15 protein-coding genes are annotated in these 11,506 nt (G+C 61.9%); 5 read left to right on the plus strand and 10 right to left on the minus strand.

Annotated features, from left to right (window positions below; translation table 11 throughout):
- Nucleotides 1-109 precede the first annotated feature (109 nt).
- Entirely contained in the window at nucleotides 110-1,030 is a 921-nt protein-coding gene (locus tag ACIQC5_RS15860; protein WP_400284229.1) for a hypothetical protein, read from the minus strand.
- 153 nt (nucleotides 1,031-1,183) lie between these two features.
- Here ACIQC5_RS15860 and ACIQC5_RS15865 point away from each other — a divergent pair, with 153 nt between their 5' ends.
- Both ACIQC5_RS15865 and ACIQC5_RS15870 read left to right on the plus strand, forming a co-directional pair.
- Complete coding sequence (locus tag ACIQC5_RS15865; RefSeq protein WP_400284232.1) at nucleotides 1,184-1,726, plus strand: peptidylprolyl isomerase; 543 nt, start codon at nucleotides 1,184-1,186, stop codon at nucleotides 1,724-1,726.
- 21 nt (nucleotides 1,727-1,747) lie between these two features.
- A complete protein-coding gene (locus tag ACIQC5_RS15870) occupies nucleotides 1,748-2,602 on the plus strand; it encodes a rhomboid family intramembrane serine protease (protein ID WP_400284235.1) in 855 nt (284 codons plus the stop codon).
- A 73-nt stretch (nucleotides 2,603-2,675) separates the two neighbouring features.
- On the opposite strand, the gene ACIQC5_RS15875 is transcribed toward ACIQC5_RS15870, so the two are convergent.
- From ACIQC5_RS15875 to ACIQC5_RS15910, 8 genes are all read right to left on the minus strand, one after another.
- Nucleotides 2,676-3,149 carry an SRPBCC family protein gene (locus tag ACIQC5_RS15875; RefSeq protein ID WP_400284238.1) on the minus strand — a complete coding sequence of 158 codons (474 nt, stop codon included), beginning with the start codon at nucleotides 3,147-3,149 and terminating at the stop codon, nucleotides 2,676-2,678.
- Nucleotides 3,146-3,520 (minus strand): ArsR/SmtB family transcription factor, encoded by a 375-nt coding sequence (locus tag ACIQC5_RS15880; RefSeq protein WP_400284241.1) that lies wholly within the window; start codon nucleotides 3,518-3,520, stop codon nucleotides 3,146-3,148. Before ACIQC5_RS15880 ends, ACIQC5_RS15875 begins: the two co-directional genes overlap by 4 nt.
- Before the next feature lie 816 nt (nucleotides 3,521-4,336).
- Nucleotides 4,337-4,939 (minus strand): DNA-3-methyladenine glycosylase I, encoded by a 603-nt coding sequence (locus ACIQC5_RS15885; protein ID WP_400284243.1) that lies wholly within the window; start codon nucleotides 4,937-4,939, stop codon nucleotides 4,337-4,339.
- A 97-nt stretch (nucleotides 4,940-5,036) separates the two neighbouring features.
- Nucleotides 5,037-5,753: an alpha-ketoglutarate-dependent dioxygenase AlkB family protein gene (locus ACIQC5_RS15890; protein ID WP_400284246.1), complete on the minus strand. Its 717-nt coding sequence runs from the start codon at nucleotides 5,751-5,753 to the stop codon at nucleotides 5,037-5,039.
- Nucleotides 5,750-6,379 carry a methylated-DNA--[protein]-cysteine S-methyltransferase gene (locus ACIQC5_RS15895; RefSeq protein ID WP_400284249.1) on the minus strand — a complete coding sequence of 210 codons (630 nt, stop codon included), beginning with the start codon at nucleotides 6,377-6,379 and terminating at the stop codon, nucleotides 5,750-5,752. Before ACIQC5_RS15895 ends, ACIQC5_RS15890 begins: the two co-directional genes overlap by 4 nt.
- On the minus strand, nucleotides 6,376-6,900 hold the full coding sequence (locus ACIQC5_RS15900; RefSeq protein WP_400284252.1) for an RNA polymerase sigma factor: 525 nt from the start codon (nucleotides 6,898-6,900) through the stop codon (nucleotides 6,376-6,378). The genes ACIQC5_RS15895 and ACIQC5_RS15900 overlap by 4 nt, the downstream gene beginning before the upstream one ends.
- On the minus strand, nucleotides 6,900-7,409 hold the full coding sequence (locus tag ACIQC5_RS15905; protein WP_400284255.1) for a methylated-DNA--[protein]-cysteine S-methyltransferase: 510 nt from the start codon (nucleotides 7,407-7,409) through the stop codon (nucleotides 6,900-6,902). The genes ACIQC5_RS15900 and ACIQC5_RS15905 overlap by 1 nt, the downstream gene beginning before the upstream one ends.
- 45 nt (nucleotides 7,410-7,454) lie before the next feature.
- Nucleotides 7,455-7,709, minus strand: a complete 255-nt coding sequence (locus ACIQC5_RS15910; protein WP_400284258.1) for a cell division protein CrgA — start codon at nucleotides 7,707-7,709, stop codon at nucleotides 7,455-7,457.
- Between the two features lie 172 nt (nucleotides 7,710-7,881).
- Here ACIQC5_RS15910 and ACIQC5_RS15915 point away from each other — a divergent pair, with 172 nt between their 5' ends.
- From ACIQC5_RS15915 to ACIQC5_RS15925, 3 genes are read left to right on the plus strand one after another with little or no spacing between them, the layout of a single operon-like run.
- Nucleotides 7,882-8,694, plus strand: coding sequence for a class E sortase (locus tag ACIQC5_RS15915; RefSeq protein WP_400284261.1), 813 nt, complete (start codon nucleotides 7,882-7,884; stop codon nucleotides 8,692-8,694).
- Between the two features lie 3 nt (nucleotides 8,695-8,697).
- Nucleotides 8,698-8,868, plus strand: coding sequence for a hypothetical protein (locus ACIQC5_RS15920; RefSeq protein WP_400284264.1), 171 nt, complete (start codon nucleotides 8,698-8,700; stop codon nucleotides 8,866-8,868).
- Nucleotides 8,865-9,506, plus strand: a complete 642-nt coding sequence (locus tag ACIQC5_RS15925; protein ID WP_400284266.1) for an aminodeoxychorismate/anthranilate synthase component II — start codon at nucleotides 8,865-8,867, stop codon at nucleotides 9,504-9,506. The genes ACIQC5_RS15920 and ACIQC5_RS15925 overlap by 4 nt, the downstream gene beginning before the upstream one ends.
- A gap of 24 nt (nucleotides 9,507-9,530) precedes the next feature.
- Here the strand turns inward: ACIQC5_RS15925 and pknB are convergent, their stop codons facing one another.
- Nucleotides 9,531-11,498: a Stk1 family PASTA domain-containing Ser/Thr kinase gene (pknB, locus tag ACIQC5_RS15930; RefSeq protein ID WP_400284269.1), complete on the minus strand. Its 1,968-nt coding sequence runs from the start codon at nucleotides 11,496-11,498 to the stop codon at nucleotides 9,531-9,533.
- Nucleotides 11,499-11,506: the final 8 nt, after the last annotated feature.

Raw genomic sequence — 11,506 nt, forward strand, 5'->3', positions numbered from 1 at the left:
AGGACGCCAGGGTTACAAGGTGACAAACACTGAAGGGACCCCCGCCGAAGCCGGGATCCCTTCAAAGAGTGCTGTAGCAGCCGCACGAAGGCGGCCATCAGTCAGCGGTTCAGCTGTGTGATTCCTTGCCGTCGGAGTCCTTGTGCAGGCTCGCCGCGATGTTCTTCACTGCAGTCTTGGCATCTGTCGCCACCTTGGCGGTGGTGTCCTTGACGTCCTCACTGGCTTCCTTGGCTGCCTCGGCAACGTCAACCGAAGCCTCTGCTGCTGCTTCCTGGGCGTCGGTGGCAGTCTGGGCCACAGCCTCGCTGGCGGCGGCTGCGGGAGCCGGCTTCGGCGTCACCGGAGAAGGTGTCTTCCACGGATCTTCCACGGGCTTGGCTGCCTTCCAGGCCGCAACACCGGCAGCGACGGCTGCGGCGATGACCGTAACGATCAGCAGGCCGCGCTTCTTGGGCTTCCGTTCCCGGGTCAGCTGGGTGGAGACAGCCTTGGTGGCCTCTTCAGCAACGGATTTCAGCTGCTTTCCAGCGGCCTGCGCCTGATCCTGCACGGAGTGCACCACGCCGGAGTCCACCAGCTTCTGGGCCACGGCGTCGACCTGTGCCGGGGCATTCTCCAAAGCGTGGTGAACGGCTTCGGAAGCTTGTCCCAGTTGTTCAGACAGCTTGGGCAAGTACTCATCCACTACTTTGTCCCGTGCATGACCAAGGGCAGGAGTGGCCTTGTTGAGGGCTTCCTGGATCTTGGGCGTGGCATCCTCCACTGCGTCATGGATCTTCGGCGCGAGGTGCGCCAGTCCATCCTGAATGCGCGGCGTTACCGTTGCGACGCCGTCGGCGAGGTTGTGCGCGGCCGACTTCAAGCCCTCCTGGATCTTGGGAGAAGCGCTGTCAATTCCGTGCTGGAGACGGGGAACCGCCCAGTTCACGGCAGCTTCAACGCGGGGCGCAGCCCAGTCGCGGGCGTTGTCCACGCCAGCCGTTACGGAGTGTTCAAGGTCGCGGGCAATCCGGTCTGATTTCTTCACAACTACCTCCCGATACACGTGCTCGTTTGTTGCTAGCCTACGTCGCTTGGGGAACACCGGCTATTCATCTGACGGATTCGGCCCGGATTTCACCGAGCGCGGAACCGGCATGACGTCAGCCCCGGCGTTGACCCTGCATGGAAGAATGGCCCTATGACCAACGCAACCGCAAAAGCAACAATCCACACGTCCCTCGGCGATATCGTGGTTGACCTCTTCGGCAACCACGCCCCCAAGACGGTCGCCAACTTTGTTGGCCTGGCCACGGGTGAAAAGTCCTGGACGCACCCGGAAACCGGCGAAGACAAGACCGGAACGCCGCTGTACAACGGCACCATCTTCCACCGCATCATCAAGGATTTCATGATCCAGGCCGGCGATCCGCTGGGCCGCGGCATCGGCGGACCGGGCTACAAGTTCGACGACGAAATCCACCCGGAACTGAACTTCAACTCCCCGTACAAGCTGGCCATGGCAAACGCCGGCATCCAGATGGGCAAGGGAACCAACGGTTCACAGTTCTTCATCACCACGGTCAACACCGACTGGCTCTTCGGCAAGCACAGCATCTTCGGTGAGGTCACCGACGAAGAATCGCGCAAGGTGGTTGACGCGATCGAGGCTGTCCGCACCGGCATGGGCGACCGTCCGGTTGAGGATGTCGTCATCAACAGCATCGACATCGAACAGCTCTAAGAACAGTCTGAATCTGAGCTCATGAGTTACGGAATCCCGTCGGCCGAGCCGTCCGCAGATATCCCGGTGTGCCCCCGGCACCCGGACAGGCCTTCCTATGTGCGGTGCCAGCGTTGCGGGCGCCCTGCATGCCCGGAATGCCAGCGGACGGCCGCCGTCGGGTTCCAATGCGTTGACTGCGTCAACGAACAGAAACGTACGACGCCGGTCTACAAGTCCCCGTATGGCGGTGCCTTGGCGATCGGGCGGCCTTTGGTGACGTACGTGATCATCGGTCTCTGTGTGCTGGTTTACGTCCTGCAGTGGGTTGTGCCCGGGGACGTGATCTTCCAGGAGTTCGCGTTCGCCAATTATGCTGCCGCCAGCGAGCCGTGGCGAATGCTCACGGCTGCCTTCCTTCACTCGCAGGGGTTCCTCCTGCACATCGTCCTGAACATGTACACGCTCTGGATCTTCGGACAAGCCCTTGAGCCTTTGCTCGGGCGGATCCGATTCGTGGCCGTGTACTTGCTGTCCGCCGTTGGTGGTTCAGTTGGCTACCTCCTCCTGACCCCCACACTTCCGATTGTTGGCGTGGTTGGAGCCTCCGGGGCCATTTTCGGCCTCTTCGGCGCAATGCTTGTTGTGCAGCGCCACCGGGGAGGCGATACCAGACAGCTCTGGGTACTGATCGCCATCAATGGGGCCATTGGATTCTTTGTGCCAAGCATTGCCTGGCAGGCCCACCTGGGTGGCTTAATCACCGGTGGCCTCGCTGCGGCTGCGATTGCATACGCACCCAAGGGCAAGAACCAGGCGCTCCTCCAGGCCGGCGGGCTCGTGCTCGTTGCGGGCCTGCTGGCTGTTGTGTCCTGGTTCCGCATTACCGCTGGCTAGCTGGTTTTGGGCAGATAATGCCCTTTGGAAGCGGTTATAGGCGCGGGTGCTGTACACAAACTTGCGCTGCGCGTCAGCGCAGGAGTTCGTCCAAGCGCTCCATCGACTCCACAATGCCTGACTCCATGCCGGTGGCCAATGCCATATCCCGGGCTTCCACCGACAGGAAAACCGAGCGCTGCACCAGCCTGGTCCGGCCGCCGAGGTCCTCGAACCAGGTGGTGTCCAAGCTGACTTGGTCCGGGGCGCCGTCGAACTCGAACGTCTGGATGAGGAGCCGTGGCTCCTGGACGTCGTGGAAGACCCCGCGGAACCCGAACTCCTTTCCGTCCACATCGGTGTGGAAGTACCGATAGGTTCCACCCGCGCGGGCGTCGAATTCCTCGATCCTGATGGTGAGTCGGCGTGGGCCCAGCCATTGCTTGACGAGTTCGGGGTCTGTGAACGCTCTGAACACCCCTTCCGGTGCCGCGTCGAATTCCCTGCGGGTCTCCATGAACGGCGTACCTGGCGGTGCCTCGATAACAGTGTCTTCCTTGGTGGTCATGATTTCGCCTTTTCTTGGGCTGCCAGCAAATCGTCGAGCCGCTGGAAGCGTTCCTCGGCCCTGAGCCGGTAGCCCTCGATCCACGCTGCCAATGGTCCCAGCGCGGCCGTGTTCAGGTGGCACGGACGGCGCTGGGCGTCCCTGCTCCTGGTGATAAGCCCTGCACCTTCAAGCACTTGGAGGTGTTTCGATATGGCTTGCAGGGTCACAGGAAACGGAGCCGCGATCTCGTTGACAGTGGCGTCACCTTTGGCCAATCGTGCGACGATCTTCCGCCTCATGGGGTCAGCCAGAGCCATGAACGCACGGTTGAGACGGTCCTCTTCTGCAAGGATTTCCTGGGCCGCGGTGACCTCTGCTGCTTGATTCATACTGCTCCCCTGCGACGTACCATCCTGATCTGTATTCAAGCGATTGTTTTAACAACTATTTCCTTGAATACATCAAAGGCTACGCCGGTGCTGATGGCCGGTCAATGGCACTTTCAGGAGCGTTATCCACAACTGTTATCCACACTGTGCGTAACTTACATGGATGTAGTTATTCAAGATCGCCTGATCTGGGCCTCTCAAGCCGTAGATATCCCCGGAATGGTATGAATCTGTCCACAGCTGTGGATAACTTTGTCCCCGTCGCGTGTTGTTTTGTGGACAACTAGGGCACTGTGAGCCTGGATGTGGATAACCCTGTTAATCCCGCCCGACACGGGCCACTATCAACAGGCTTATCAACAATGTTAATAACTTACATAGCTGTAGTTCAGGACAAGCAGTACCCGCTCCAGGCCTGTCATTGCGCGGATCTTCACAGTGAAACCCACAAGTTGTCCCCATCTGTGGATAACTTGTGGGTATGGCCCTGTTGTTAAGTGGGTAAGTCGGCTGAGCTTCTGAGGGCGCCCCCGCTCCAGGCCGGACTGCCGTACGCGTGACAGTTGGTGCGCGCAACGGGGCTGAATGATGGTCTGCGTGAAGCCGGCAACGCCAAGTGGGTGAACATTCGGTGAAGCTGCGAACGCTATCCACAGCGTCATTCACAGTGGGTATAACTCTCGCCCGCCGCCGAACGACCGAAAATACTCCCGATGCCGGGGATTTTGGGCCGAAATCAGTGGATGTCCACATAAGTTATCCACGCCTGTGGATAAAGTTACACACTTTTGTGGACAACAACCGCGCTCTGTGAGTTCAGTGCCAGACGCCGGATGTCCCCCGGCGATGGCTGTCTACCAGGTGGGTGTCGATAATCCCGATGGCTTCCATCAGCGCGTACATAGTAGTGGGACCGACGAAGGCGAAGCCCTTCTTGCGGAGTGCCTTGGACAACGCGATGGATTCCGGCGAGGTGGTGGGGATATCGGCAAGGGTCTGCGGAGACGGAGTTGATTCAGGCTTGAAGGACCACACGAAATCAACCAAACCGCCTTCCTCGCGCAACGCTATGGTGGCCTTCGCATTAGTGATCGCTGCCAGGATCTTCAGGCGGTTGCGAACAATGCCGGCATCCAGCATGAGCCGCTCGACATCGGCTTCTGTGAACTCGGCCACGCTCTCTGGATGAAAGTCCAGGAAGGCCTTCCTGAAGGCGTCGCGCTTACGGAGGATGGTGGCCCAAGAGAGGCCGGCTTGGAAGGCCTCGAGGCTGATGCGCTCGTACAGGCCCTGTTCGTCACGAACGGGCATGCCCCATTCTTGGTCGTAGTAAGCCTGCATGAGCGGATCCGAGGCAGCCCATAGGGGACGTGCCAGGCCATCGCCGCCGATGATGGTGCCGCTCTCTGCCGGGGTCATTTCTACTCCTCTGCGGCCCGCTCGGAGTGGGCCCGCCTTCAAAAGATGCTGTTGGGGACATTCTGCCCGGTGGTTACGACAATTCTGGGCCCGGCGGCTAGGACAGTCCCGTGACGCGCATGGTGATGTTTATCCGTCCATGGGACAGTCCAGAGCTGTCAGGTGCCGTGTCCGGGAGGACTTTTGGTATCCCGTGATAGGCAAACCGAGAGGCACCGCCAAAGACAAACAGGTCCCCGGAGCGGAGCTCGACGTCGGTATAGGGTTTGGTCCGCGTTTCGGTGTTGCCGAAACGAAACGTACAGGTGTCCCCAATGCTCAGCGACACTACGGGTGCGTTCGACCGCTCGTCCTTGTCCTGGTGCATCCCCATGGCGGCGCCGTCGTTGTAGAAGTTCACCAGTGCGGCGTCCGGCGTGTAGTTGACGGCCAACTCGGCCAAGGACGGATCCTCAACAATCTCCGGCGAGTAGGCCGCGGCAACGGCTTGACGCCCCAAACGGACCATCCAGTCGGGAAACTCAAGGACGCGGCGACCATTCACGTCGCTTGCTTCCCTTGAGTAGCTGTAGGGCTTCCAATGCCAGCCCAGGCATACGGTGCGAACGGACATCTGATGGCCGCCCGGCAGCGTGGCGGCGCGAAGAGGGACCGGACCCTGGGTCCATTCGCCGTAGCGGTCCACAATCCACCGCTGCTGCTCCGGAGTCAGCCAGCCCGGCACCTGGACTGCACCCGGGGCAATCAGGCGCGGCCCGGCGTCGTGCGTGTCCTGACGAACCAGCTCTAAAGGAAACAGGGCGTCGTCGCTCATGCCGCCGCCTCAAGGGCGAGGAGCGTGCGCTTGGCATCGACCCCACCCAGGTAGCCGCCGAAGCTGCCGTCGGATTTCACCACACGGTGGCACGGAACAACCACAGGCAATGGGTTGGTGGCGCAGGCCGTGCCGACCGCGCGAACGGCTTTGGGGCTTCCGGCGGCCAATGCCACCTGCGCGTAGCTTTCTGTGCTGCCGTAGGCGATGTCCGGCAAGTGGTGCAGAACGCTGAGTCGGAACCCGCGTGACAGACGGAAATCCAAGGGAAGATCGAAGGCCCGTCGAGTTCCGCGGAAGTATTCGTCGAGTTCTCGTGCGGCCTCATCAAGCCGCGCAGGAGCCTCCAGAATCCGCGGGCTCACGTTGTCCGCCAGAAGCTGCAGCACGGCGTCGTGGTTCTCCAGATCGAAAGCCACCCGAAGGATGCCCTGTTCGGTGGCGGCCAGCAGAAGCCTGCCAATGGGCGACTCGACAACCCTGTAGGCGATGTCCAGGCGGTGAAGCTCTTGGGCTTGCCGGGCGAGTCGCGCATGCAGGCGGTCCAGTGCTGGAGCGAGCTCGTGGTCGAGAGGCTCAAGAAGCGCGGCAACGGATGTCTGGTCAGGTACTGATTCGAGTGTCAACGGATTTCTCCTGTCATGGAGGAAGCGTGCTCGGCCGTGAGCGCAGTGCGGAGTGCTTTGACGCCGTCCGCCCCCGCCCGCCGTGCGGCCTCTGGTGTGCCGCCCACCAAGGCGGCGATGTCTTTGTAGGGAATCCCGGCCAGGTAGTGATAAGCCACGGCTTGCCGCTGTTTTGGCGGCAATTGCCCGACGGCGTCAAGCACCTCGGCGTGTCCGTCACCTGGGATGCCGAGCAGCGAGGGACGCTCCGGTGGTTCGTCGACGGGAACGGCGCGGCGATTCCGTGCCCGGATCAGGTCGATGGACTTCCTATGGGCAATCGTCACCAGCCAAGCCTGGACATTGGCGTTCGCAGGAAGCTCGGGATACGCCTGCAAGGCTGCCAGGAAGGTTTCGGACCAGCCGTCCTCTGCGTCGTGCTCACCCAGCACCGCACGGCACACCCTGAGCACGGTGCCGCCGTGCTCTTGGACGATTGCCTCGAACGGCCTCTTCGGCCCGGCCGGTTGCCTGGGCTGCATCAGAAGAGTTTGCTTTCCTTCACCGCAGCTGGCTCCTCCAGCTCAAGGAGGAAACGCTTGTTCTCAAGTCCGCCGGCATATCCGGTGAGTTGCCCGTTCCGGCCCACGACTCTGTGACACGGGATGATGATGCTGATGGGATTGCGGCCAACCGCTGAGCCCACGGCCTGCGCCAAGTGAGGGTCGCCCATCTCGGCAGCCAGTTCCCCGTAGCTGACGGTTTCCCCGTAAGGAATATGTTGGAGCCGCTCCCAGACCTTCTCCTGGAAAGCATTGCCCCGCGCTTCGAAAATCACGTCGAAACGTTCGCGCCCGTCGTTCAGATACTCGTCCAGCTCTTTACTGGTCTGCGCGAAGACAGGATCATCCATGCCGGCAGGGGCGCCAAAATGCCCAGGTGGCGGCATATGCCAGTGGCCCTCGAAGAATACGCCCGTCAAAAAGTCCCCGCGGGCCGTCAGCGTCAACTGCCCCAGCGGAGAATCCATGGTGCTGTGCCTGGTGTTCATGTCCTGTAGACGTTCCGCGGCACCGATATGTGAGGTTGGAGTTTCCTACGAGCGCCAGCGGGTGGTCATGAGGAAGCCCACGATCGCAATGCCGAAGCCTGCCACGATGTTCCAGGAAGCCCACTCCTGGACGGGGAAACGGCCCTCGGTGATGTAGAACGTGATGATCCAGAGCAGGCCAAGGATCATGAGGCCAAACATTACCGGCTTGTACCAAACCGGGTTCGGCTTGTACTGCTGCGCTGCGGAAGTCTGCTGGTCCTGACGGGCAGGCCGCTTGCGGGGCTTGGACTCGGGCACGGATCCTCCTGGGCTGTCGAATAAAACCCGTGGGTGCTCGCCTTGGTATCCTGCAGGAAGGAAGATTCCAGCGGTCAACGGCCACGCGGCATTCCGGGTTCGTACTAGCTGTCAAGTCTAGCCGGAACTCGGGGCACGCCCGCGCCGCCCGCGCCCGAGACGAGGAGACCCCGTGGCGCACCAGCAGACGACGACGGCTGCTGCCGTGCCGTCGGACGGCCAGTCGCGGGGAGGGCCTCCCAAGCGCCGTCTTCGTACCTCGGACGTCATCCGTAAAATCAGCCAGATCCTGGGCGAACTCCTGATCACCGGCGGGGTCATTCTGCTCCTGTTTGTCGGTTGGGAGCTGTGGTGGACCAATGTTGAAGCTGATGCGAAGCAGACTGAGGCAGTGAAGAGTTTCGCGCAGGAATTCACTGGACCGGTCACTCCGGCCACACCATCCGCACCTGCGGATTACGGGCAGCCAGTGGTAACCGCCGCACCCGGCTACGGAAAGACGATCGGGATCATGTACATCCCGCGCTTCGGTGCGGACTACACCCGGCCCATCATCGAGGGCACCGGTTCGGATGTCCTTGACACCCTTGGACTCGGCCACTACGGGAACACCACCATGCCTGGAGCTCCCGGCAACTTCGCCGTTGCCGGCCACAGGCAGACCCATGGGGCTGTTTTGGACAGCATCCACACGCTTGTTCCCGGAGACAAGATCTACGTTCAAACGGCTGACGGCTACTACACGTACGTATTCCGCAATAACCAAATCGTGCTGCCAAACCGCTCCGACGTCCTCATGCCTGTGCCAACGCAGCCCGGGGTCCAGCCGCAGGAAAGCATCCTGACCATGACAAGCTGCAACCCACGCTTCGGCTCCCAGGAACGCATCATCGCCTACTCCCTCCTGGACAGCTGGCAACCGGCCTCAGCAGGACCGCCGTCGGAAATCGCCGCCCAAGTAGCCCAAGCACAAGGAAAGGGGTAAGAGATGTACGCATGGATCTTCCGCCACCTGCCCGGACCCCTCTGGGTACGGATCCTCACATCCCTGGCTTTGGTGGCAGCAGCGCTGGTCCTTATGGTCCAGTTCCTGTTCCCTTGGATTTCGCAGTTCACCACTTTGACCGACTCAACGATTGGTTCAGTACAGCAGCCATGAGCACTACAAAAATCCTCGTCGTCGACAATTACGACAGCTTCGTCTACACATTGGTGGGCTACCTTCAGGAACTCGGCGCAGAGACCACCGTGGTCCGCAACGACGACGTGACCCTCGCTGAGGCCACCGAACTCGCCGCCGCGCGCGACGGCGTCCTGGTCTCACCGGGCCCGGGTACGCCTGCTGAAGCCGGCGTCTGCATCGAGCTCATCAAATGGTGCGGCGACCACAACAAGCCCATGTTCGGTGTCTGCCTGGGCCACCAGGCCCTCGCAGAGGCCTACGGCGGCGTGGTGACCCACGCGCCCGAACTCATGCACGGGAAGACCTCTCCGGTCCAGCACGACGGCAAGAGCGTCTTCGCAGGCCTCCCCTCGCCCGTCACAGCCACCCGGTACCATTCACTCGCTGCCGTACGCGACTCGATCCCCGACGTCCTGGAGATCACCGCGGAAACCACCAACGGCGTCGTCATGGGGCTGCAGCACAAGACAGCCCCCCTGTGCGGCGTCCAGTTCCACCCCGAATCCGTGCTCACTGAGGGCGGCTACCAGATGCTGGGCAACTGGTTGGAATCCCTCGGCATGACCGGTGCCGCCGAACGCGCGTCGAAGCTGAGCCCGCTGATTAAGCAGTAGCTTGCCAGGCTGCCGCGGCCGGTTTCAGCTCTTCTTGGACTCCGTGGGCTTGGGACTTGGCGTTTCCGTTGGGTTTGTGGTGGGTTCCGGTGCGGGGGCTTTTGCCACCGTCACCGTGATGGCCGCGCCCTGATCCACCTCGGTGTTGACCGCAACGCTCTGTGCGGTGACCTTGCCGGGCGCTACTTGTGTGTTCTCTTGCTCGACAACGTTCATCGTCAGGCCGTTTTCCTTCAGGAGGGCAGCCGCTTCATCCTGCGTCAGGCTGATCAGCTGCGGCATCAGGACCTTGCCACTGGATACCAGCAATTCGACGTTGGTTCCGGTGGCGATGGCACCGGCGGGTGCCGGAGCAGTGTTGATGACCAAGCCGATGGGGACCGTGGCGCTGTGGGTCCTGGTGGTGGTGATGTCTCCGGTAATCCCAAGCCGCCTCAGGGCGTCGCGCGCGTCTCCCTCGGTGCGCCCGACGATGTCCGCCGGAATGGTCACCGAGCTGGGTCCGCTGGAAATGTTCAGGATGACTTCCGCATTTTGCTCCACCATGGAACCAGCCGTTGGCGACGTGCCGATGGCCATGTCCTTGGCCACCTTGTCATTGGGAACACGAACTGATTTGGGCACCAGTTTGGCTGAGTACAGTTCCTGCATCGCCTGGGCCTCGGCCATGTTCGCAACCACCGGCACGGCGACTTTCGCGGGGGCCTGCGGTTGGAGGTTCATGATGCTGTAGATCCAGAATCCTGCACCGGCGAGGATGATGAGCGTGAAAATCAGCAGCGTTGCCGTCCACGCACGACGGCGGGACTTCTGGCGCCGGGACCGCTCACGTTCGGGTGGGAGGTCCAAGGGAAGGGCGCCATCGGGCTGCTCACCATAGGCGTCCGGCTGATCGTTGTACGTCTCGTACGCGTCGGTGGCCTGCAGCGACATCGTGTCGAACGCGCGGTCGTCCGATTGCCCTGCGAGCTCCCTGGCGTCGAGGGCGCCTACTGCCGTGGGGCTCAGCAGTTCCGTGGACGGGTTTTTCGCATCCACAAGGTCGTTCGGATCGGTTGGTGCCTCGCTCGCCGACAGCGCCGGGACCGCGATGCCGTTGCTTGCTGCACGCAAGGCCCGCCGGAAGGCAGCGGCGTCCTGGAAACGGTCGGCGCGTCCCTTCTGCAGCGCTTTCGCCACTACGGAGTCCAAAGCCTCGGACACGTCAGGATTGTGTGTGCTTGCCAGGTCTGGAGTTTCGCGGACATGCTGGTAAGCCACGGACACCGGGCTGTCGCCGACAAACGGTGGCCGGCCCGTCAGCAGTTCGTAGAGGAGGCAACCGGCTGAGTAGAGGTCGCTGCGGGCGTCCACAGTTTCGCCACGGGCCTGCTCCGGCGATAGGTACTGTGCAGTGCCCACCACTGCCTGCGTCTGGGTCATGGTGGCCGCGGAATCCGCCATGGCACGGGCTATGCCGAAGTCCATGACCTTGACTTCACCGGTGTCGCCGCAGACCATCACGTTGGCGGGCTTGATGTCACGGTGCACAATCCCGGCCCGGTGGCTGTATTCCAAGGCTGCGAGCACACCAAGCGTGTAGCCGACGGAATCGTTAACGCTCAGCTCGTTTGCCTTGATCATGTCCCGAAGGGTCCGGCCGGAGACGAACTCCATCACGATGTACGGCACCCGGACGTCCTCTCCAGGCCCGCCAGGTACGGAGTACTCGCCAGTATCGAAGATGGCGACAATCGAGGGGTGGTTCAGCGCTGCGACCGCCTGGGCCTCGCGTTTGAACCGCGCCTGGAACTGAGGATCACGTGCCAAGTCCGCACGCAGTACTTTGACGGCAATGGTCCGTCCCAGCAACGTGTCCGTTCCCCGGTAGACGTCGGCCATGCCGCCACGACCGATCAAGTCACCGAGTTCGTACCGACCATTGAGGATGCGCTCAGAAGACACAGGAGTGCTCTCCTCTCTGTGCGCCGGACCGGGCCGTGGGGTAGACATGGCGCTTA

The sequence above is a fragment of the Paenarthrobacter sp. NPDC092416 genome (assembly GCF_044755025.1).
Lineage (GTDB): Bacteria > Actinomycetota > Actinomycetes > Actinomycetales > Micrococcaceae > Arthrobacter.

Excerpts from the sequence above, each read along its gene's own strand:
- ACIQC5_RS15900 (WP_400284252.1), bottom strand. The coding sequence starts at position 6,900 with ATGCAGCCCAGGCAACCGGCCGGGCCGAAGAGGCCGTTCGAGGCAATC.
- pknB (WP_400284269.1), bottom strand. The coding sequence starts at position 11,498 with ATGTCTACCCCACGGCCCGGTCCGGCGCACAGAGAGGAGAGCACTCCT.
- ACIQC5_RS15875 (WP_400284238.1), bottom strand. The coding sequence starts at position 3,149 with ATGACCACCAAGGAAGACACTGTTATCGAGGCACCGCCAGGTACGCCG.
- ACIQC5_RS15925 (WP_400284266.1), top strand. The coding sequence starts at position 8,865 with ATGAGCACTACAAAAATCCTCGTCGTCGACAATTACGACAGCTTCGTC.
- ACIQC5_RS15890 (WP_400284246.1), bottom strand. The coding sequence starts at position 5,753 with ATGAGCGACGACGCCCTGTTTCCTTTAGAGCTGGTTCGTCAGGACACG.
- ACIQC5_RS15880 (WP_400284241.1), bottom strand. The coding sequence starts at position 3,520 with ATGAATCAAGCAGCAGAGGTCACCGCGGCCCAGGAAATCCTTGCAGAA.
- ACIQC5_RS15920 (WP_400284264.1), top strand. The coding sequence starts at position 8,698 with ATGTACGCATGGATCTTCCGCCACCTGCCCGGACCCCTCTGGGTACGG.
- ACIQC5_RS15865 (WP_400284232.1), top strand. The coding sequence starts at position 1,184 with ATGACCAACGCAACCGCAAAAGCAACAATCCACACGTCCCTCGGCGAT.
- ACIQC5_RS15870 (WP_400284235.1), top strand. The coding sequence starts at position 1,748 with ATGAGTTACGGAATCCCGTCGGCCGAGCCGTCCGCAGATATCCCGGTG.
- ACIQC5_RS15905 (WP_400284255.1), bottom strand. The coding sequence starts at position 7,409 with ATGAACACCAGGCACAGCACCATGGATTCTCCGCTGGGGCAGTTGACG.
- ACIQC5_RS15885 (WP_400284243.1), bottom strand. The coding sequence starts at position 4,939 with ATGACCCCGGCAGAGAGCGGCACCATCATCGGCGGCGATGGCCTGGCA.